General features: G+C 40.0%; 14 protein-coding genes. 10 read left to right on the plus strand and 4 right to left on the minus strand.

The annotated features are described in order from the left end of the window. Positions 1 to 12: 12 nt before the first annotated feature. From ACFSKV_RS19455 to ACFSKV_RS19500, 10 genes are all read left to right on the plus strand, one after another. A complete protein-coding gene (locus ACFSKV_RS19455) occupies positions 13 to 3258 on the plus strand; it encodes an efflux RND transporter permease subunit (RefSeq protein ID WP_380806711.1) in 3246 nt (1081 codons plus the stop codon). Continuing rightward, the gene (locus ACFSKV_RS19460; RefSeq protein WP_304518164.1) at positions 3248 to 4687 is read left to right on the plus strand and encodes a TolC family protein; all 1440 of its coding nucleotides are present in this window, start codon (positions 3248 to 3250) and stop codon (positions 4685 to 4687) included. Before ACFSKV_RS19455 ends, ACFSKV_RS19460 begins: the two co-directional genes overlap by 11 nt. 193 nt (positions 4688 to 4880) lie before the next feature. Further along, positions 4881 to 5609, plus strand: a complete 729-nt coding sequence (locus tag ACFSKV_RS19465; RefSeq protein WP_304518165.1) for a glycosyltransferase — start codon at positions 4881 to 4883, stop codon at positions 5607 to 5609. Beyond that, positions 5602 to 7854 carry a lipid-A-disaccharide synthase N-terminal domain-containing protein gene (locus ACFSKV_RS19470; RefSeq protein ID WP_380806715.1) on the plus strand — a complete coding sequence of 751 codons (2253 nt, stop codon included), beginning with the start codon at positions 5602 to 5604 and terminating at the stop codon, positions 7852 to 7854. Before ACFSKV_RS19465 ends, ACFSKV_RS19470 begins: the two co-directional genes overlap by 8 nt. A 78-nt stretch (positions 7855 to 7932) precedes the next feature. Beyond that, positions 7933 to 8601 carry a response regulator transcription factor gene (locus tag ACFSKV_RS19475; RefSeq protein ID WP_380806718.1) on the plus strand — a complete coding sequence of 223 codons (669 nt, stop codon included), beginning with the start codon at positions 7933 to 7935 and terminating at the stop codon, positions 8599 to 8601. After that, positions 8598 to 9971 (plus strand): sensor histidine kinase, encoded by a 1374-nt coding sequence (locus ACFSKV_RS19480; protein ID WP_380806721.1) that lies wholly within the window; start codon positions 8598 to 8600, stop codon positions 9969 to 9971. The genes ACFSKV_RS19475 and ACFSKV_RS19480 overlap by 4 nt, the downstream gene beginning before the upstream one ends. Positions 9972 to 10063: 92 nt before the next feature. Then, positions 10064 to 13195: an efflux RND transporter permease subunit gene (locus tag ACFSKV_RS19485; protein ID WP_380806724.1), complete on the plus strand. Its 3132-nt coding sequence runs from the start codon at positions 10064 to 10066 to the stop codon at positions 13193 to 13195. Then, the gene (locus tag ACFSKV_RS19490; protein ID WP_380806726.1) at positions 13185 to 14390 is read left to right on the plus strand and encodes a TolC family protein; all 1206 of its coding nucleotides are present in this window, start codon (positions 13185 to 13187) and stop codon (positions 14388 to 14390) included. Before ACFSKV_RS19485 ends, ACFSKV_RS19490 begins: the two co-directional genes overlap by 11 nt. A 3-nt stretch (positions 14391 to 14393) precedes the next feature. Next, positions 14394 to 15533 carry an efflux RND transporter periplasmic adaptor subunit gene (locus tag ACFSKV_RS19495; RefSeq protein WP_380806729.1) on the plus strand — a complete coding sequence of 380 codons (1140 nt, stop codon included), beginning with the start codon at positions 14394 to 14396 and terminating at the stop codon, positions 15531 to 15533. Between the two features lie 108 nt (positions 15534 to 15641). Beyond that, a complete protein-coding gene (locus ACFSKV_RS19500) occupies positions 15642 to 16808 on the plus strand; it encodes an MFS transporter (RefSeq protein ID WP_380806731.1) in 1167 nt (388 codons plus the stop codon). Positions 16809 to 16842: 34 nt separating this feature from the next. On the opposite strand, the gene ACFSKV_RS19505 is transcribed toward ACFSKV_RS19500, so the two are convergent. The 4 genes from ACFSKV_RS19505 to ACFSKV_RS19520 all read right to left on the minus strand — a co-directional run bounded on the left by ACFSKV_RS19505 (position 16843) and on the right by ACFSKV_RS19520 (position 23356). Continuing rightward, on the minus strand, positions 16843 to 18474 hold the full coding sequence (locus ACFSKV_RS19505) for a SulP family inorganic anion transporter (RefSeq protein ID WP_380806733.1): 1632 nt from the start codon (positions 18472 to 18474) through the stop codon (positions 16843 to 16845). Between the two features lie 13 nt (positions 18475 to 18487). Continuing rightward, positions 18488 to 20365 (minus strand): proton-conducting transporter transmembrane domain-containing protein, encoded by a 1878-nt coding sequence (locus tag ACFSKV_RS19510; RefSeq protein ID WP_380806736.1) that lies wholly within the window; start codon positions 20363 to 20365, stop codon positions 18488 to 18490. A 3-nt stretch (positions 20366 to 20368) separates the two neighbouring features. Next, positions 20369 to 22861 carry a YbcC family protein gene (locus ACFSKV_RS19515; protein WP_380806739.1) on the minus strand — a complete coding sequence of 831 codons (2493 nt, stop codon included), beginning with the start codon at positions 22859 to 22861 and terminating at the stop codon, positions 20369 to 20371. Between the two features lie 81 nt (positions 22862 to 22942). Then, on the minus strand, positions 22943 to 23356 hold the full coding sequence (locus tag ACFSKV_RS19520; RefSeq protein WP_380806741.1) for a hypothetical protein: 414 nt from the start codon (positions 23354 to 23356) through the stop codon (positions 22943 to 22945). Positions 23357 to 23545: the final 189 nt, after the last annotated feature.

A 23545-nucleotide genomic window follows, 5' to 3' on the forward strand; every position in this document is an offset into this window, starting at 1 on the left:
AATTGAATTAATATGTTTAGTAAATTCATACAAAGGCCGGTCCTTGCCATATCGATTTCCTTGGCAATCGTATTTCTAGGAATATTGGCCATCAATACAAGGCCGGTCTCACAATTTCCGGATATTGCCCCACCGAGGGTAAATATTTTCATTGCCTACCCAGGTTCTAGCGCCCAGGTATTGGTTGAATCCACCTTGATACCTCTGGAGCGGGCCATCAATGGGGTACAGGGTATGCAGTATATCACCTCAGATGCAACAAGTGCCGGAGAAGCTACAGTTCAGATTGTATTTGAACCGGGTACGGATCCAAATGCTGCCGTGGTGAATGTCAAAACCAGGGTGGATGCCATCATGAACAACCTGCCTCCATTGGTACAAAGAGAAGGGATCATCATTACACCCATCCAACCTAGTATGCTGATGTATGTAAACCTTTTCAGTACAGATAAAAATGCAGATGAAAAATTTCTTTATAACTACGCCAATGTCAACGTAATACCGGAATTACAACGAATCAGTGGCATGGGCCGTGCCCAAATTCTGGGTAGCCGGACCTTTGCCATGCGCGTATGGCTCAAACCTGACAGGATGAGGGCTTACAATGTCTCCACAGAAGAGGTATTGAAAGCAATGGAAGAGCAAAGCATCATTGGCCGTCCGGGAAGATTGGGCCAGGCTTCCGGAAAAACTGCCCAGTCATTGGAATTCACCTTGACTTATAAAGGTAGATTCAACAAACCTGAAGAGTATGAAAATATCATTATCAGGGCAACTCCTGAAGGTGAAATTTTGAAATTGAAAGAGGTTGCAGAAATTGAATTAGGAAGTGAGTTCTTTGACATTTATTCTAACAAAGACGGTTATCCTTCTGCATCAATTGTGTTAAAACAAAACTTTGGAACAAATGCCAGTGCGGTAATTGCAAAAACAAAGGAAAAACTGGAAGAATTGAAACAAGACTTTCCTCCCGGGATGGATTATGAAATCAACTATGACGTTTCCAAGTTTGTCAATGCTTCTATTGACAAGGTTATGCATACCCTTGTTGAAGCATTCATTTTGGTAGCGTTGGTGGTATTTATTTTCCTTGGGGATTGGCGGTCCACGCTTATTCCGATCATTGCAGTTCCTGTTTCTTTGGTAGGCGCATTTGTTTTCATGCAGATGTTTGGATTGACAATCAACCTCATCACCTTATTTGCCTTGGTGTTAGCCATTGGGATTGTAGTGGATGACGCTATAGTAGTGGTAGAAGCCGTTCACGCAAAAATGGAAGAGGAACACTTGACACCCTTCAAAGCAGTCAAAAAAGTATTGGGTGAAATCAGTGGAGCCATTATTGCAATAACCTTGATCATGACAGCGGTTTTTGTGCCCATTGCCTTTATGACCGGACCAGTCGGGGTTTTTTACAGGCAGTTTTCTATTACCATGGCCAGTGCAATTATCTTGTCCGGTATAGTGGCCCTTACTCTTACTCCTGTACTTTGCGCGATGATTTTGAAGAACAATCATGGTAAACCTAAAAAGAAAACGCCAATCAGTATGTTTATTGATTGGTTTAACAGAATATTCGAGAAACTTACAGGGAGATACGCCAGGCTCCTGGAACTTATCGTCAACAGACGAGTAATCACTTTCGGACTTTTGGCTGCATTTGGTTTCGGAATATTCGGCATCAATCAAACATTACCATCGGGTTTTATACCCAATGAAGATCAGGGGCAGATTTACGCCATTATACAGACACCTCCGGGAAGTACGTTGGAAAGGACCAATGATGTGTCCAAGCAATTACAAGCTATAGCAGAAGAAATTGAAGATATCCAGTCTGTCACTTCTTTGGCCGGTTATGAAATTCTGACTGAAGGTAGGGGCTCCAACGCAGGAACATGTTTGATCAATTTGAAAGATTGGGATGACAGGAAGAATTCCGTAAAGGAAATCATTGAGGAACTGGAGGAAAAAACCCAGGATCTCGGAGCAGTAGTGGAATATTTTGAACCACCGGCAGTGCCGGGTTACGGGTCTTCAGATGGTTTTTCCCTACGCTTGTTGGACAAAAACCCTTCTGTTGATTACCAGGAATTCGATAAGGTCAACATTGAATTCATGGATGCCTTGGGAAAACGCAAAGAACTGAGCGGCCTATTTACCTTTTACGCGGCCAATTATCCTCAGTATGAAATCGAGATTGATAATGAAAAGGCCATGCAGAAAGGTGTTTCAATCGGCACAGCAATGGAAAACCTAAACGTCTTGATTGGTAGTACTTATGAACAGGGATTTACGAGGTTCAATACTTTCTTTAAAGTATATACCCAATCAAGTCCTGAATACAGAAAACTCCCTTCGGACATCCTTGACCTTTATGTCAAAAATGACAAAGATGAAATGGTACCCTATTCCTCCTTTGTGACCCTAAAAAAAACCCAAGGGCCAAATGAAATTACTCGTTTTAACCTTTATACTTCCTCTTCAATCCGGGGAGTTCCTGCTCCTGGATATACCACTGGAGATGCCATCGACGCTATCAGGGAAGTTGCATCCCAAAACCTTCCCACTGGATATGATATTGCCTGGGAAGGACTCTCCTTTGATGAAGCAAGTAGGGGAAATGAGGCAATTTACATCTTTGCTGTAGTATTGATTTTCGTTTACCTGGTATTGGCTTCCCAATACGAGAGTTTCATCATACCCCTGTCCGTTGTGTTTTCTCTACCCGCAGGAGTATTTGGCTCCTTCTTATTGTTGAAAATGATGGGGCTTGCCAATGATATCTATGCACAGATCGGATTGATCATGCTCGTAGGTCTCTTGGGCAAAAACGCGGTCTTGATTGTAGAGTTTGCCGTTCAAAAGCACAATCAGGGCGCAAGCGTATTATCCGCTGCAATTGAAGGAGCCAAAGTAAGATTTAGACCAATATTGATGACCTCTTTTGCATTCATTGCAGGATTGATCCCTCTGGTACGGGCTACAGGAGCCGGTGCAATTGGAAACCGGACTATTGGTTCTTCTGCATTAGGGGGCATGCTTCTGGGAACTATCTTCGGTGTGATCATTGTGCCAGGTCTCTATTATTTCTTTGGAAGAATAGCTGAAGGACGCAAATTGATCCAAGGGGAAGATGAAAACCCATTGTCTGAAGATTTTGTAGAAAGCAGATCTGAAGCCTCCTTGATCAAAAAGATTAAAAAACTCAGGGTATTTCTTAAAGCCGCACAACGAAAAAACAAACAAGATGAAAATTAATTCAAAAACCATATTTATTTGGGGGTTTATCTTTATGTTTTCCCTATGGGGCTGCAAAACTCCTCAGGTTGCCACCAAAATTGAAAATAAGTCCGTTCCAGATAGTTATGCTGATACTTTAATTGCCAACAATGTTCTTTCAAGCACAAATTGGAGAGCATATTTTTCAGATAACTATCTCATTGCTTTAATTGACACAGCTCTTGCCAACAATCAGGAACTGAACATCATGCTTCAGGAGATTGAAATCAGCAGTAATGAAATCCGAGCAAGGAAAGGGGAGTATTTGCCATTCATTAATCTAGGTGCAGGAGCAGCTGTGGACAAAGTGGGACAATACACCCGCTTTGGGGCAGTAGAAGATCAGCTTGAAATCCAACCTGGAAAAAAATTCCCGGAGCCCTTCTCTGATGTGATGTTAGGTGCTTATGCAAGTTGGGAAGTAGATATTTGGAAAAAACTAAGGAATTCAAAAAAATCCGCTTTAAACAGATATCTCGCGACCATTGAAGGGAAAAACTTTATGGTAACCAACCTGATTGCAGAAATTGCCGATGCCTATTATGAACTTCTGGCTTTAGATAATCTACTGGATATCATTAACCAAAACATTGATATTCAATCAAATGCTTTGAGAGTAGTCAGGCAACAGAAAGATGCGGCAAGGGTCTCGCAACTGGCTGTAAACCGCTTTGAAGCCCAACTTTTAAATACACAGAACCTTCAGTATGAGGTGAAACAAAAAGTTGTCGAAACGGAGAACAGGATCAATTTCCTAACTGCTAGATTTCCGAGTAAAATAGAGCGTAACTCCTCAGGTTTTACAGATATTAAAATAGATGCCATTCAAGCGGGTTTGCCATCTGAGTTATTGATCAACAGACCTGATATAAGACAGGCTGAGTTTGAACTGGCCGCTGCAAAATTGGATGTTCAGGTAGCTAGAGCTAATTTCTATCCTTCTTTGGGTATTTCATCGGCTATCGGATTTCAGGCATTTAATCCAAAGTTCATCTTTAGTCCTGAATCCTTATTTTACAATTTAGCGGGTGACCTGATGGCACCTTTAATCAACAGAAATGCAATTAAAGCAGCCTACTTCAGTGCCAATGCACAGCAGATTCAGGCCATTTATCACTATGAGCAAACCATTTTAAATGCTTATGTAGATGTGCTGAATCAGCTTTCCAAATTGGATAATTATTCAAAAAGTCAAGAAACCAAATATAAAGAGGTAGAATTACTAAAGCAGTCAATCGGTATTGCCAATAATCTGTTCAATTCTGCCCGGGCTGATTATGCAGAGGTATTGTTGACACAAAGGGAAGCATTAGAAGCCAAAATTGATCTGATTGAAATCAAGTCCAAACAGCTCAATGCCAAAGTAAATATTTACAGGGCTTTGGGTGGAGGATGGCAATCCAATTAACCTTTAGTGAAATAGAAAATGAGCCAGGCAGGTTTTCAAGAACTTGCCTGGTTTTTTGTAAAGGAAAAATAATTATTAAGGAGAAATTTTAATTTATTGTAGCTTTACATTTGATTTGATTAACCAAAGGATCTTTCGTAAAATTCTGAAAGCCTGGGTTCCCCCTTTTTCGTCTGTCCGATATAAAGAAAAAATGAAGCTTATCACTATCATCGTTCCTATTTTCAATGAAGAGGGTAATATCCTTAGAATAAAAACCGAACTGGAAAACTATCAAAAAAAATCCAGCTGTAAGGTATTTGCTCTTTTTGTAAATGATGGTTCGACTGATTCAAGCATATCCAAAATCAAATCAGTCTGTGATACCAATCCAAATTTTGGATTTATTTCATTTTCAAAGAATGCTGGTTTAAGTACAGCCATTAAAGCAGGTTTTGACCATGCAAAAACAAAATGGGTAGGTTATCTGGATGCTGATTTACAGACCACCCCGATGGATTTTTTGACTTTTGAACCCTATATGGATGACTTTCAGCTTATCACAGGGGAAAGACAAAACCGACAGGATGGTTTTGGAAAAAAACTCTCTTCCGGCTTTGCCAATTGGGTGCGGAATAGTTTTCTAAATGATGGGATTTCGGATACAGGTTGTCCCTTAAAGATATTTCAAAGGGATTTTGTAATCACTCTTCCCTTTTTTAATGGAGTTCACCGTTTTTTCCCTGCCCTGACCCAAATTTACGGTGGAAAAGTTAAGGTCATTCCAGTAAGTCATTTTCCAAGAATTGAAGGGAAATCCAAATTCAATGCTTTTAATAGGATGGTCCAGCCCTTTTTGGATACCTTACTGGTCTATAGACTTAAAAAAAGGAATATCAGGTATCAAATTTCGGAAGTAAAGGACCCTTTGATATATGAGTAATTTTTTGATTCTTGGTCTTGGACTATTTGCACAAGGCCTATTTGCGGCCAGATTTATTGTCCAGCTATTAAAATCGGAAAAAGAAAATAAAGTGGTTTCCCCTGCCCTATTTTGGCAGTTGAGCCTAATTGCATCTTTTTTACTGATTCTTTATGGCTTTTTCAGGAATGACATTGTGATTGTTGGAGGTCAATTGGTAGGTTATCTGATCTATATCCGGAATTTACAGATCAAAGGGGAATGGAAAATACTTCCACTTTTTATCAGGTCCTCTGCCTATCTTTTACCTGCCTTACTACTGTTATTTTTAGTCTTTGGCCTTGATTATAATTGGGAAAAGTTGATGGACAATCCAGAAATTGAGAGTCTTTTGTTAACCTGGGGAACAATTGGACAGGTGATATTTACTTCAAGGTTTGTCATCCAGTGGCTTTATTCTGAAAGAATCAATGAATCTGCTTTTCCGGTGTCTTTTTGGTATATAAGTATAGTGGGAGCAATAATCATATCTGTATATGCGATATTCAGAAAAGATGCGGTTCTGTTTATTGGGCAATCTTTTGGATTGATTGTTTATTTCCGCAATCTTTATTTGAATTATCAATTTAGCTTTAGAAAATCAATGTCCCTTTTCGTCAAGTTCAAGCCTTATAGATTTCAGGCCGTGATGATTTTTACCGCAATGGTATTGTTTTTTAATTTGGGCAGTTGGGGTGTAACTGAAAGCAGCGAAGCCAGGTATGCCCAAATTCCAAAAGAAATGTTGGAATCGGGAGATTACCTCCACCCCACTTTAATGGGCATTTACCATTACCATAAACCACCAATAACCTATTGGATTACTGCTGCTTCCTACAAAATATTCGGGATTTCGGCTTGGTCAGCAAGGGTGTTTCTTCAAATCTCTATCCTGCTGCAGATATGGCTGGTTTATAAATTATGGGGATTGATCTTTGGGGATAAGGATAGCGCTTTTTATGCCTCAATGTTATATGCCTCTTTTCCAACAGTCATTATTTCAGGAAGGGCATTGACAACGGATGGATACCTGGCATTATTTATTCTTACCGGTATATATTGTTGGTTTCTCTACATAAAAAAAGAGAAAAGAAGGTATTTATTGCTGTTTTACTTGATGTTGGGGCTGGGATTCCTGACCAAAGGCCCAGTAGTATTAATTGTGGCGGTTGTGCTTTTGATATCGCAGAAAATCTTTTTAAAATTAAAATCAGGAAACGGATGGTTTCACTTAACAGGCATACTTTTGTTTTTGGGAATCGGACTGAGCTGGTTTGTATTCCTTTTTATAGAAGACAGGCAATTTCTGGATTATTTCCTTTTTAAGCATACAGTAGAGCGCTTCGCCTCAGATACCTTCAAAAGAAGTCAACCCTTCTGGTTCTATATCCCAATTGTCATAGGCACTGCTTTTCCATGGATACTTATCATAGCTTTCCAAGCTAAAAAAGTTTGGAATGAAAAAAACAAAAATCTACTTCCCTTCCTCATTTGGGTATTTGTTCCCCTCATCTTTTTCTCCATCAGCAAATCGAAATTAGTGCTTTATATTTTGCCGGTTTATCCGGGAATTGCATTGGCTGCAGCAGCTATTTGGTTGGGCTTAAAAGCGGAAACCCAAAAGAAATGGGACAGGGTATTGTTTTATTTTCATTTACTGATCTTAATAGGTCTTGCCATCAGTCCTTTAATAGACCCCAAAATCGTACTGAACTATAAATTTTATTTTATTTTAATAGTGACCGCTTCAGTTTTGATTTCTGTACGGGCCATACCCATGAAGGTAAGGGATAGGACAGTTTTTAATGCCTATATATTTATTATGGGTATTACGGCAGCCTCCACCTATTTTTTCACAAACAATGCGGGATTGGCCAATGACCAAAAAAATATTGCTGAATTTATTCAAAAAGAGCTGCCTCAAAAAGAAAACATCATAGTCTATGACAAAAGATTGCCTTCCATGTCCTTCTTAACTGATAAAAACATCATTTCCCTCTATGATGGGTCAGAGGACCTGAATAGGGAAACCCAATTTGAAAAAAATGAAAATTGGAAAAAGAATCTCATTAATCTAAAGGAGGAACAGGATTGGCTTTTGGAAAAATTGCCTCCATCCTCCGTATTGATGGTAAAAAAGAGCAGGTTAACAAAAGGAACGGTAGCATTTCCTAAAGAAGATTTCAAAAATCAAACGGAAATGGACGGTTGGGTTTTATTTTATTGATTTTCTTTCACCTGATCCAATTTTCCAGTGTTTGTTTAGAATATGTAATTTTAGGAAAAATCATAAGCATTATACAGCATGAGAATTTTGGTCATAGAGGATGAACCCGGTATTTCAGGATTTCTTAAACAAGGACTGGAAGAGGAATCTTATGCTGTAGATGTAGCTGAAGAGGGAAAAAAGGGACTTCAGATGGCGTTGAGTGGGGAATATGATTTATTGTTGGTGGACTGGATGCTCCCTGGAATGAGCGGAATTGAGATCACCAGAAATTTCAGGAAGGTTTTTCCCTCAACTCCTTTAATTTTTCTTAGCGCAAAAGATACCACTGATGAACTGGTATTTGCGCTGGAAGCAGGGGCAAATGACTATATCAGGAAGCCATTTCATTTTGAAGAGTTGCTTGCAAGAATCCATGTGCAACTTCGCCCAAAATCAGGAGAAAGCACGGTATTTACCCTTGGCCCCATCAAACTTTATACAGACAGCCACCGAGTGGAAAAAGAGGGTGAAGAGATAATCCTTACCCAAAAAGAGTTTGCTTTGCTGGAGTACCTACTTCGAAATAAAGGTAAGGTATGCCGGAGAAGCAGAATCATCGAAAGTGTCTGGGATATCCATTTTGACTATGATACAGGTGTGATTGATGTTTTTATCAATTCAATTAGAAAGAAACTCGGGTTTTCCAAAGAAGACAACTATTTGCAAACTGTGAGAGGAGTCGGTTACATAGCCCAAGAAAAATGAATCTTCCCTACAAAATCCGCTTATCTATTTACCTGACCACTGCCTCCGCAATGCTGGTTTTAATGGCTTTCCTTTTGATTTACGGAGTTGCCAATTGGACCCTGATCAGGAATATGGACAATGACCTGGAACGGGAAACAGCCGTACATCAGGATCAGATTACCTTGATAGATGGGGAAATCCGGTTTTTGCACAAAGATGAGTGGGAAGAAAGAGAACATCAGGAAACGCAGTTCCACCCTATCTTCATCGAAATAGTAGATTCAAACGGAAAGCAACTGGACAAATCCCCAAATTTGGGAAATCTAAGACTTGGTTTTATCAAAGACCAATCGGAATCAAAAATTGGATTTAACCAGATTCTGGGAAATCAGGAATTAAGAACCATGCAGATTGCCCTCAGGCAAGGAAATAAATTGGAAGGATTTCTGTTGGTAGCAAAGTCTTTCGAAGAATCCAGAACCTTACTTAATAACTTAAAGACGATTCTTTTTTTACTATTTCCTTTGATTCTGATATCACTTTTTTTGACCATGAGATTTTTGGCCGGTAAAAGTATCAAACCCGTTCAAAGCATTACCCAAAAGGCTCATTTGATTTCTCAAAATAACCTCAATGAAAGAATTCCTCTCCCACAAAACCATGATGAAATCTATTCATTAACTGAGGCGATCAATGACCTCCTAAACAGGTTGGAAAATGCCATGAAAAGAGAGCGGCAGTTTACCTCAGATGCCTCCCACGAGCTCAGAACCCCACTTTCTGTCATAAAAGGAAACTTTGAGGTGTTGATACGCAAACCTAGGGAACAGGAAGAATACATCAACAAGATAAAAGCAGGACTTGAAGAAATAAACAAATTAAACAGCATTATTGATCAGCTGTTGGCTTTGGCAAGATCTCAGAAAGGTGCATTGGATATCCACGAGATCGATCTGGGAAGCATGGTGCAGGATTTGATAGATTCCATCTTTAATAACGAAGGCAGGCAGATTCATTTCCTAAACAAATCTGAAATGCCTGTTTTTATAAGGTCAAATGAAAAATCACTTTTCATCATTTTGACCAACCTAATCCAAAATGCCCTGAAATATTCCAAAGAGGATTCCGAAATTTCTGTTACCATTTGGAAAGAAAATAGTAAGAATCTCTTAGAAATCAAAGACCAGGGAATTGGTATTGAAAAAGAAGCTTTATCAAATATTTTCAATCCCTTTTTCCGGGAAAATTCAGCTGAATTGGGAAAGGTCCCAGGTTCAGGTCTGGGGCTTTCTATAGTGAAAAAACTTTGTGATCAGCTAGGCATCTATATTTCCATAGTCAGTGAAAAAGGACATGGAACAGATGTTCGGCTTATTTTCCCTGAATAAAACTGATCTTAAGCAAACCTTAAGAATTCCCTAAGAAACCCAAAAGACAGAGGTGGGTACATTTGAGTGAATTAAAACTCAAGTGTAAAACCATGCTGGACAAAATCATACGTTGGAGTGTAGGAAACAAGATCATTGTTTTTCTTTTTGTTCTGGGCCTTATAGGTTTCGGATCATATTCCTTGACCCAAATTCCTATTGGGGCAGTTCCTGACGTGACCAACAATCAGGTGCAGGTGATCACCACTTCGAGAAACCTTTCAACCGAAGATGTTGAAAAATACCTAACCTATCCTATAGAACTGGAAATGGTCAACCTTCCGGGAGTGAAAGAAATACGGTCTGTTTCGAAATTCGGATTATCTGTGGTTACCATTGTTTTTGAGGATAAAATGGGAACTTACCTACCTCGGCAATTGATTGCAGAAAAGATCAAAACCGCTGAGGAAAATATTCCAATGGGATTTGGTCAACCATTTATGGGCCCCATTTCCACAGGACTTGGAGAAATATTCCAGTACATTATTGATGTCAAACCAGGATATGAAAATAGGTATAGCCTGACAGACCTACGGACCATTCAGGATTGGATTGTCAAAAGACAATTGTCTGGCATTTCAGGCGTAGTAGAAGTCAATACCTGGGGGGGATTTCTAAAACAATATGAGGTGGCTGTCAGTCCAGAGAGGCTTAAAGCCATGAACATTGATCTCCTCCAGGTTTTTAAAGCACTAGAGGAAAACAATGCCATTGCCGGAGGTGGATATATCGAAAAAACCAATGAATCTTTTTTTATACGGGCAGAAGGCCAGGTCAAAACCTTAGAAGAAATTGGGTTGATTGTTGTCGAAAACCGTAACGGCACGCCTATTTATGTTAGGGATCTGGCAAAAGTGAAATTTGGCCATGCCAATCGGTTTGGTGCAATTACCGCCAATGGACAAGGTGAAAAAGTCTTAGGTCAAGTGATGATGCTCAAAGACGCGGATTCAAAAGCAACTATCGATCGGGTGAAGGCAAAACTTGAACAGATCTCACCTACATTACCAGAAGGCATAGTTGTCAACGGTTTCCTGGACAGAAGTGAACTGATCGACAAAACCACTTTCACGATAGCTGAAAACCTGATTTTAGGCTGTTTGATTGTTGTGTTTGTAGTAGTACTGCTCCTAGGAAATTTCCGGTCTGGTTTAGTGGTATCCTCAGTGATTCCTCTGAGCTTGTTATTCGCCCTTTCCATGATGTACCTTTTTGGGGTAGATGCTAATTTGATGAGCCTTGGAGCGATCGACTTCGGTATCATCATTGATGGCGCTGTGATCATTGTGGAATTTATTGCTTTCCAACTGACTGCAAAATACGGAATGATTTTAGGCCTTTCTAAGTCAGAAACAAGGATCCAAAAAGACAAAATAGCTGTTGAAAGTGCTTCTAAAATGATGCATTCGGCTGTTTTTGGCCAGATCATCATCATCATAGTTTTTATCCCTATTCTTTCACTTTCAGGTGTTGAAGGCAAAATGTTCGGTCCAATGGCCCAGGTATTCAGCTTTGCTCTGCTAGGAACAATGATTCTGGGACTTACTTATGTACCTGTGGTTTCTTCCCTTTTTCTCAAAGCCACTGATCCAAATAAGAAAACTATTACCAACAGATTGATTGATTGGATCAACAGTCTTTATCAACCGTCGATAAGCTGGGCTTTGGAAAGAAAAAAAACTGTTTTGGTTCTTGCGGTTGCTATTTTGGTCACGGCAGTAGGTATATTTTCAAGAATGGGTGCCGAATTCATTCCTACTTTGGATGAGGGTGATTTTGTCATTCAGCCTGTTCTTAAAACAGGAACTACCCTGAGCAATACTATTACCACCACAACTGAAATTGAAAAAATTCTGCTTGGTTTTCCGGAAGTTGATCAGGTAGTAAGCAGGATAGGGGCAGCAGAAATACCTACAGACCCCATGTCTATGGAAGAAAGTGACATCATCGTGACTTTAAAACCTCCCAAAGAATGGACCACTGCTTCTACCAAAGATGAGCTTGCTGACGCCTTCAAAGAGGCACTTTCAGTGATCGCCGGTTTAGAATTTGAGTTTACCCAACCTATTGAAATGAGATTCAATGAGTTGATTACAGGCGTCCGGGCTGATTTAGCGATCAAGGTTTTTGGTGAAGACTTAGAAGTACTCAATCAAAAAGCCCAGGAAATCGAAGCGGCCATCCGTGGGGTGGAAGGTGCAGCTGACATTATTGTAGAAAAAACAGCCGGCTTACCCCAAATGAAAATCCGGTATGACCGGGAGAAAATAGCCAAATATGGCATCAATATCAGTACCTTGAATGATATTGTTACCATGGGATTTGCAGGTAAAACTGCGGGTACAGTATTCGAAGGAGAAAAGCAATTTGATTTGGTCACAAGGTTCCCGTTAGAATTCAGGAAGGACCTCGATAATATCCGACAGGCATCTGTCAACCTTCCCAATGGTAGCTCTTTGCCTTTAAGTGAATTTGCCGCAATCTATCTGGACAAGGGACCCGCCAAAATTTCACGGGACAATACCAGAAGAAGAGTGGTCATCGGAGTCAATGTTAGAAACCGGGATCTACAATCAGTTGTGAATGATATCCAGGGCATCATTCAATCTAAAATTGACCTTCCCGAAGGCTATTATGTGGATTATGGTGGTCAATTTGAAAACCTCAATATGGCCAAAGCAAGGTTGGCAATTGCGGTCCCAATAGCATTGGCACTGATTTTCCTGCTCTTGTTTTTTGCCCTTTCCTCTATCAAAGAGGCCCTGATGATTTATACTGCCATTCCTTTTTCAGCTGTGGGGGGAATTCTTCTCCTTTATATTAGGGGAATGCCATTTAGTATCTCTGCAGGAGTGGGATTTATTGCCCTGTTTGGAATTGCTGTACTCAATGGAATCGTGTTGATAGAGCATTTTAAAGAACTGCAAAAAGAACATGAAGGAGACCTTAAGTCCCTAATTCTAAGAGGAACCAAAGAAAGACTCCGCCCGGTGCTGCTGACCGCTGCTGCTGCTGCAATGGGTTTTTTGCCCATGGCCATTTCAACTTCTGCCGGTGCAGAAGTACAAAGGCCCCTAGCTACAGTAGTAGTAGGAGGACTGATATCTGCCACTTTGTTGACGATGATTGTACTTCCTGTATTGTATTCCATGTTTCACTCAACCAACAATAGCCATGAAAATTAAAGTATTGTACCTATCTCTTTGGTTATTCTTGGCTTTTCCTATCGAGGGTTATCCACAAAAAGTATCACTTAGCCTAACTGCAGCGATAGACTCTGCCTTACAGAATAACCTGGGACTTCAATCAGCCTTCCAAAAAGTGGAAGCTGCCAAGGCAATGGTTCCTATGGGCTTCAATTTGGATAAAACACAGGTTTTCTACAGGCATGATCAAAATGACATTGCCGAAAACGGTTTCTCCAACAAAGTGTTTGGTATCAATCAAGGTCTTCAGTTTCCTACGGTATATGGTAAGCAGAGAAGGGTATTGGAAGACATGACATTGGTAGAACAGCAGCAATATTTACTTACACAAAACCAGGTCATCAAGGAAGTATCCCAGACATACTACACCATTTTGTATCTTCAGAAGCTTGAATATAATTACCGCTTTTTGGATAGCCTCTACCAGCAGTTTTCCAATGCAGCTGACAGAAGGTATGATGTGGGGGAAACCAACTATCTGGAAAAATTAACTGCCCGAAGTAAAATGCGGGAGCTAGCAGTCCGACTGGCTCAGACCACCGAAAGTAAAAACCAGGCTTTGGTAAGGCTTGAGCAGCTCATACAAGTGGGCAGCGTATTTGAAGTCCCTGACCAGCCACTTGACCTATTACTAATCAGTGAATGGAGTGAAGACTCCCATCCTGGAATCGGGTTTTATAAACAATCCGTTCAATGGAAAACTGATAATGTTACTCTTGAAAAGCAAAGGCTTCTACCAGACATTTATGGGGAGTTTTTCCGGGGAACAAATACTGGTCCAAATGCAAGAGTTTATCCAGGGATACAGGTTGGGGTTGCTATACCTCTTTGGTTTGGCGCACAAAAAGCCAAAATCAATTCCTCCAAATATGAACTGATGCAGACAAGTCTAGCAGCAGAAAATTACACTTTCCAACTCGATAACAGGAGAAGGCAGTTGGAAATAGAATTGCAGAAATACCAAGAAGCGATTTCCTTTTACACCGAGGAGGGTAAGCAGCTCAGCAGGCAGCTGATCACTCAGGGAAATCAGGCATTCAAAGGAGGCGAAATAGATTTCTTCCAATATGTGCTTCTCATCGAAAACTCCAGAAATATTGAAGTCGATTATCTGATCAACCTTCAAGGTTATAACATGACTGTCTTGGAAATCAATTACCTGATCAACCCCTAAACAATGAAAAATTACTCACATATTACCCTTCTTTTGGCACTTCCCTCTGCCATATTTGCTTCATGCGGAACAGGTAAAGACCAAGCCATTGAAATACCTGAGGAAAGGGATTCCAGCGAAATCATCATCACCCAAGATCAGTTCGATAAAGCCCAAATGGCTTTTGATCCACTGAGGGAACATGTCTTTTCAGATTTTATCCTGACAAATGGGATGGTCAATATTCCTGCTGAGGGACGCTTTGATGTCAGTTCTTATTTTGGAGGAAATATCATCCGCTTTGATTTATTAGTGGGTCAAAAAATTCAAAAAGGACAGGTGCTCTTTACCATAGAAAACCCTGAATTTGTCCAGATGCAACAGGACTATTTGGATGCTATGAGCCAACTGAGCTACCTCAAATCGGACTATGAACGTCAAAAAACCCTGATAGCAGAAAATATTTCTTCCCAAAAAAGTTTTGCCAAAGCTGAGTCCGATTACAAAAGCACCTTGGCAATAACAGAAAGTCTGCGCAAAAAACTCCAACTGGTCAATATTTCCACCAATGAACTTGACCCAACTAAAATCACTTCCAGGGCGAATATCTATGCCCCCATTTCAGGTTACATAGAATCCATAAAAGTAAATCAAGGTACCTACCTCAATGCCTCGGATATCGCATTGACGATCATTAATAAAGACCACCTGCATATTGAGCTGAATGTTTTTGAGCAGGATGCCATCGCCTTGGAAATAGGACAGCAGGTCACTTTTTACTTACCTGACAATAAAAGCAGGGAGTTTATGGGCAAGATTTTTCTGATTGGACAATCTATCAACGAAAGACGCATGCTCAACATACATGTTCATCTGGATGATGAAAAAGAGGGAAATCTACTGGTGCCCGGCATGTTTATCGAGGCAAAAATAGGCGTCAAAAGCAACAAAAAAACAGCCTTACCTGTGACCGCGGTAATCAATGCCAATGATGTGAATTATGTACTTGTATTGACAAAACAAGAAAATGATCTTTATTACTTAAAAAAGACTAAGGTCGATATTGGATTACAGGATGATAGTATGGTAGAAATCAAATCTGAAAATGACTTTGCAGCAGGCACAAAATTCCTTTCAAAAGGAGGTTTTCAATTGATAAAATAGACTTCAGTATAATTCCAAATGGTCATTTGCAAAATAATTTGAAAAAAATCTAAATTAGATTTTTTAAAGAATATGGAAAGCTCGGCAGAGAAGAAATAAGTAAGAAAAATGAAGTCCAATCTCCTCTCCCGAAATGTCATCATTCTTTCCTTGGTCAGTTTCTTTACTGACGTGGCCAGCGAAATGCTTTACCCTGTCATGCCGATTTACCTAAGCAGCATCAGTTTTTCTGTGCTTTTAATTGGTGTGTTGGAAGGATTCGCCGAAGCGACAGCAGGATTGAGCAAAGGATATTTTGGAAAACTGAGCGACAACCAAGGGAAGCGATTGCCATTTGTACAGTTTGGATATGCCTTAAGTGCCATTTCCAAACCTTTGTTGGTGGCTTATGTATTTCCGCTCTGGATATTTTTCGCCAGGACATTGGAGAGATTGGGAAAAGGGGTTAGGACCGGTGCCAGAGATGCATTGTTGTCCGATGAAGCCACAGCAGCCACAAAAGGACGGATATTTGGCTTTCACCGCTCCATGGACACCATGGGGGCAGTGGTGGGCCCCATGTTGGCAATGGTCTATCTGGCTTACCGTCCAGAGGATTACAAAATGCTTTTCTTATTGGCTTTTCTTCCAGGTGTATTGGCCATTGGCTTTACATTTTTTATTAAGGAAAAAAGAAAAGAAAAACCTCAGGCAATTTCAAAAACAAAATTCTTAGACTTTATAAAATATTGGAAGCAAAGCCCTATAGACTACAGGAAATTAGTTTTACCATTATTAATATTTACTTTTTTCAATAGTTCAGATGTTTTTTTGTTACTGAAGCTTAAAGACGCTGGACTTGGAGATACGTATGTGATTGGCATGTATATTTTTTTCAATTTGGTCTATGCCCTCTTTGCTTATCCAATGGGCTCATTTGCGGACAAATGGGGAATGAAAAGGATCTTTGTTTTTGGTTTATTCGTCTTTGCAGGGGTGTATTTGGGTATGGCCTATGCTGACCAACTCTGGATGTTTGTCGCTTTGTTTATCTTGTACGGTTTGTTCTCAGCAGCCACAGAGGGAGTAGCCAAAGCCTGGATAACCAATATAAGCCTTCCAAAAGATACGGCCACTGCAATAGGTACCTATACTGCATTCCAAAGTATCGGAGCCTTGATGGCCAGTTCTCTGGCTGGATTGATTTGGTATAGTTTTGGTCCGGAATATGTGTTTATGATAAGTGGGATTGTTGTCATTGGCGTTGCTGTTTACCTCATAGTCAAGATGAAATAAAGAAAAAATGACCCCTATTTGGGGCCATTTTTAATTATATCCTTTTCAGAGCTTTCCTACTTGACAGGTGATGATCGGATTTCTTTTGTAGGTGACTCATACCCTCCAGATAAAATTTTCCTCCTTGGTGTTCATAGTCATGCTGATAGTGGTGGAGGTTTTCCATGACAGTATGATCTACCAAATTGGCTTTGGAAAAATCAATCCTTATGGTTTTTCCTTTAGGCAATGCATCCAGGGATTTTTTCAACTTGATATAATTGCTGAAAACTGCAGAATGGAACACATCTACGGTATACTCTCCTTTTTCCTGATTTTCCACAACAGTAAACAAAGGTTTGAATAAATATTTCAATGGAAGTCCATTGGCAAGATGGATAATCATTTTGGTTAAAATACCCAAAGCGATACCGACCAATAAATCAGTAGCCAGGGTAAATAAAATGGTAACCAAAAATATAACCAACTGCTCGGTCCCAATTTTATAGGTATTGTAAAATTCTTTGGGTGAGGCCAATCTGAATCCGGTATATACCAGCATAGCAGCCAATGCCGCCAAAGGAATTTGATGAATTAAGAGAGGAAAAAAGGCCACAAAGACCAATAGGAAAGCTCCATGAAAGAAATTGGACCAAGCCGTTTTTCCACCATTATTGATGTTGGCGGAACTTCGGACTATTTCCGAAATCATAGGAAGCCCACCGATAAAACCTGCCAAGGTATTTCCTATACCTACCCCAACAAGGTCTTTGTTCATATTGGATTTTCTTTTGTAAGGGTCAAGGCTGTCAATGGCTTTTGCGCTTAACAGTGATTCAAGACTACCAACCAGGGAAAACATGATGATATATTTGATGGATGTCATGGAAAATACTTGGGAAAAATCAGGAAAAGTAATGGCACTCATCAAATTTTCCGGCAAAGTCACCAAAAATTTAGGGCCTAGGGTATATTCATGACCATCAAGAAAAAGGTACTTGTGTTCATGTTCTAGGTCGAAATAGATCCCAAGGGGAATGGCCACTAAAATTACAATCAATGGAGCAGGAAGTTTTTTGAGATACTTGTTTTTGAACAAGGGAAACAAAAACATAATCAAAAGACTGATTCCGCCAATAATGGCAATTTCCGGGTTGATTTCTTTAAAGGCATGCGGCAGTTCAGCAAAGAGTTCCAAAGTTTCATTGGCCTCTGGCTTGACACCGATCATGGTAAACAGCTGCTTGGCGATAATAATGATACCTATAGCTGCCAACATACCATGAACTGCAGCTGAAGGAAAGAAATCTGCCAGGATACCGGATTTTACCAAACCGAAAATCACCTGAAGAATACCAGCAACAACTATTACTGCCAAAGTCAATTTATAACCCAGCATAGGATCTCCCTGCCCAAGCTCTGTGACTGCACCCAAGGCGATGATGATCAATCCTGCGGCAGGTCCTTTTATAGTCATTATTGAGCCGCCCAAAAATGTCACCACTAAACCACCAATAATAGCTGTAAAAATTCCCGCTACAGGTGGAAAGCCAGAAGCCATAGAGATTCCCAAACACAAGGGTAAAGCAATTAGGAATACCAGAAATCCAGATACCAGATCGGATTTCCAATTTTGACGAAGTCCTGCCATTCCTGACAAGGGAACTTCAATTTTATTGTTTTTCATAAATCTTAAATGATTAAGAAGATTTTAAAGCTTTTGTATGGTAATTTTTAATATGCGGACCAAGAAAAAGTCTCGCATAGATCCGGATAAGGGCAATGCCCCCAAATATGAAGCTAATGGCATCAAAAGAAGCCAGAAGATATTGGTCCTCATGGATATGGCTGAAAATAAGGTCCACTCCTATAAATGTTGGGCTGATTGGGAATCCCATCACACCCAACGCAGCCAACAGAAATATCAAAGCAAGTTTTGGATGTTCAAAGACATGACCATAATATTGGTTCAAATCAAAAAAACCTGCTTCCTTCTTTCTTAAGGTATCCAAAGCCCAATAACCAATGGCACCCGCCACTACTACACCACTGAGGTAAATCAGGGTTTGGCTATAATCAAAACTTTCATTAAAGGATACAGCCAATCCAATCCAAAAGTGGTTGGCCATGACCAGCATAAATGCTAACCTGGGATAGTTCCGCTCAGAAAATGCTTTAAAAACCATCAGCATTCCCAAAAAGCCAAAAAATCCTGGCACATAAATCCTTGCCCAATCAGCTATCCATTCCTGATTGAAGTAAAGGATAAGCCCTATAGCATAAAGAGGAAGAAAATACAACAAAAGGTTCCTTGGGGTTAGAAAATCTAGTTTTCGTCCTAATTTTTTAATAGGATGAAACACCCACCTATTCAAGATAAGGTCCAAATTCCACTCTTTAATGGATAAAAGGTAAAGGCTGTATTCCAATCTTTTGGGAAAGGTATCTTCCAGGGTAATTTTTTTAGGCTTAAAATGGTAAAACTGGTCCCGAATCATATAGGCCACCACAGATGGTGACACCAACAATTGATAAGTTCTTAGGAAGGCATTTCCTGTAAAGTGTATTAGTGCCAAAACTTCAAGGCCAAGCGCCACTTCAATAAACATAATGCCTATTTGGGCGATGGAAGCATAAGCAATCTGTGTTTTGATGGTGGACTGGACCCTGGCAATGGGATAAGCAATAAGTGTGGTCAAAAGGCCCAAGACCCCGATAAGTATCCTTGCTGTAAGTTGATGCTCCCAAAAAGGATAAGTCCTCAGCAGAAGAAAAACACCAAAATGCACTGAGAGTGAACCATAGAAGATGGCACTGGATGGAGTAGGCCCTTCCATTGCTCTCGGAAGCCAGGATGAGAAGGGCAACTGTGCCGATTTTGCAGCAGCAGCAATTAACAGACTGACTGCAATAAACAGGCCTATTCCCCCGTGCGTGGCCAGATGTTCAGAAACCAATTCTTCATCCAATAATTTGATAAAGGTAATGTTCTCATGCCACAGGTGATGGCTTGCCCACATTGCAAGGATGATACCGATATCCCCTATCCGGTAAATGGTAAAAACCTTAACCGCATTTCTTACCGGTAAATACCTGTCTCTATAGAAAGCAATTAATAGGAATGAAGAAATGCCCAGCATTTCCCAACCCAAAAACAAGGTTTCAAAATTTCCGGCAAGGACGGTAAGATTATATGCCAGGTAGAAGAAAAGAAGCGTATTGAAAAACCGCTTATAACCTTGCTCCATATGCATGTAAAAGCGACTGTACCGCGTAATCAGAAAGGTTACAAATGCACCAACCCAAAGGTAAACTGCTGTGACATTATCAAAATAGAAATCCAGCAAAAACTGGTAGTTTCCATTATTGTAAATTTCCAATTCCCGGATATTTACCGGAATCATTCCACCAATTATCCAAAAGACAATATATGTGGTGATACCAAGGAATAAAATACTTACCGTTCCAAAGGCCAATCTGGAAAAACTTTTTTCATTGTTATCTGGTAACAGAATGGAGATAGCAAATGCCAATAATGGCAAAAGCACAAATGAACTGATGATGATTTGATTGTCCATGGCTTATGCGATCACGTAAACAGGAAGGTTTTCAGCAGTGGATTCCAGAACAGCATCTAGATTTTGAACAGCTTCAATATGCTGGGTCTTGGGATGATACGCTACAAACTCACCCCCTTTGAAAACAAATGCATTTTTGGTTTCCGGATGGATACAAACCAGTTTCACCCAATCATTGACAAACCATTCATAGGTTGGCTCATGGGTCTGTATGGTATCCAGGATGATTTCTGGGTAATGCTCTACTGTAATTAAAATCCTTAGAGGATCGTGTATATTGACCATTTGAAGAGGAAGCCCGGTCCTCAAATCACCATCCATGCCATTGGCCACTCCGATCAGACCGATGACATTATGGGGAAGTTTAGTACCTGCTCCCAGCATATCATTATCGACTTTGGAAAAATAATATTCCAAGTTGATTCCTCCACAAACGGGTGCTACAGCCTTCAGAATTCCAAAAAGGTATTTGCCTTCGGGGTCTATGATATGGTCATATGAATTTAAGAAGGCCCTTTTGTCAAGAAAAAGATGGCGGTTGTTTTCCCTTTTCCCCACAACACAGAGTGCGTTGGTAGCATGATTCCATTCAGGTCTCGTAACAAACAAGGACAAAGCCCTTAATTTTACCTGTTCATGTACTTTTTTCGCTTCTTGTTTGGAATCAATGGTATGAAATCTTCTGGACCTTTCTTTGGCATTATAATCCAGGGCAATCTCAAAAGTCTGGAGATTTCTCTCGTGTAACAACCTGTTAGTTTCGGATAATTCATCCAGATCATAAAATTCCATTTCATCCCTTGTAGTATCATGTAATCCACCCACAAACTGGGTTTGATCCGGAATTACCAGCCCTTTATCAGCTAAAATTTGTCTGACTTCAGGGTTATTTCCGATGGAAGCGGCAACACGGGCATTGACTGACCCGGAGCGCCCACTGCAGGCACCGCAATCATATCCTGCGTAATGGGTATTATTGACAGAACTGGCTCCGTGTCCTATGAAATAAACCAAAGGGGCAAATTCATTGATCAAACCTATACTTTTGAGTAATCCTTCCAGGGCATTGCCCATTTCTTCCACTGTGAAGCCAACTTGAAGCCCATGATGTTTATGTTCAGGGTTTTTGCAGACAATGCTCAGTTTTCCATTAGGATCCATATGCTTAAAGGATGATACCATTGCTGGTGTTTCTGAAGGAAGAAAAATACTTTTTGCCATTTTTATTGCTGACCAGAAACCCATTGTCTGACTGATTGCCCAGCCACCAAAAATCCCTTTGGAGTGCTTACTGAAGTGGACATCCTTAGTATGCCTTATTCTGGATTCTGTTTCTTTGATAACATGGGCTGGTGTCACAGGTGCAGGACATACCTTGGTCATAAATTTGCCATGTTCGGGTTGGAAATAAAAAGGAAGATTAAAGAAACCAGCGGTGCCAAATGTCTGGGCATCAGGAGCAAATCTTTCTACATATCTCCTGATAGAGCAGGATCTGTCATCGATACAAAATATGGCCTGGAAAGATATATTGTCAACTTTAAAGTCTTTTGGATGGCTTAACTGAAGGCCTTTAATTACCTGGTCATAATAGGTCCATTCCAACGATTCCTGCCAAATTTTGTGGATTTCAAACCATTCGGAGTATTTGGGGGACTCTAAAATCCCCGGAAGCGTGGAAGGAATGTATTCGCCAAGTGCTTTCCATTTTTCACCTCTTCTTCTGTCCAATGCATCTATTTCGAGTATACATTCCAGAAAAATCAAATCATGCAATGAAACTTTCCTTTTATCCAATAAGGAATGCTCCTGGTTTTCCAATACTGCTACCATACCTGACCAACCAGGATGGGCAAATTGTTGATCGAATAAATATTGGGCATATCTTTCTTTAACTCCTACAAGTAATTGAAGTAAATCCTCAATTTTTGTATGGGTATTAAAAAGCAGAGTTCTTGCCCTATCACTTTTGACAAAGGTACTGAAGCTGTTTTTTTCCAATGTCCTGATTCCGGCTATCAATCCTTTGGCTTCCAAAGGGAACTTCCAGATGGATATACCCTGGTCCAGGTAAGCACTCACCAAACGGAATAATGTCTGATGGACTTCTTTATCCAAGTTAAGATTGTAAGCTTTTTTCCAAATTTTCCTGAGTTGACCCACTTTAGGTTCGGGAAAATCCTGATTTGAAGCGTGTAAAATCAAATCCCTCCAATAAGGAAGATTGTCAGGGCCTTTATGTTCTGTAATTACCCTGTCAATTATTTCAAGACTAATTTTTCCCCTGTGATAAAGCTCCCGGTATTTCTCAATATCCCAATAAACTTTATAGCCAAAGTTCTCCGAAGCTTTCTGAAGCGCTTCATGGAATGACAAATTTTGGAAAGCGTGTAAGGTGTTGTGGTGGACAAAGTCCTTCAAAGGACTTTGCGCCGGAAGATAATGACCTAGGTCATGTAATACATGATCCAGATCAAATGACACGGAATGCGCCATAGAACTATTTTGTTGAGTTTAATTAATTAAGGAGAATATTAAGGAATTCACTGCAACTGATTCCTGGGAAAACAATAGAAATCAGGAATGATGAACCTTTAAACTATGAAAAAGAATATACTTGGGGACTCCTCCGGGACTGGAATAGACTTCCAAGGTCTTGATCTGTGAAACTGAACTTTGAAGTATGTCCGATAAATAGGAATTACCTATATGTTGAAAATTAACATATTTAAAATTCAAGCTTTCGACATTTTCCTCTTTCTCTTCATTTTCCCATTTCAGGGCATCATGATGTGAAATTGGATGTTCAGTGGCCTTTGCCACATCAATAAAAGCCATATCTAGACCTTCCTGGTCTTCAAATCCTATTGCTTTGTGAACATGGGAAAATTCGCGCTGAACTAAAGTGAAAAAAATAAAAAAGGAAAAAACCATCAGGACCAATCTGGTGTGAAGCAATGGGTTATATTTTATTGGCCGTGATTCTTTCATTAAGACTTAAAACACACGAAATGTACTCCTTTTTTAAAATTAAGTTATTGGAATGATCAAATTTTTTTATCCAAATCAATCCCAAATTTAATGGATTCAATCTTAAAAATTGTGTGATTTTCATTACTTAAGAAAAAACATCTTTGGGTTTTGGTAGCACAAGGAAAGAAAAGCCTTCTTTTAGTGAAT

The organism is Shivajiella indica (assembly GCF_042683085.1).
Classification (GTDB): Bacteria; Bacteroidota; Bacteroidia; order Cytophagales; family Cyclobacteriaceae; genus Shivajiella; species Shivajiella indica.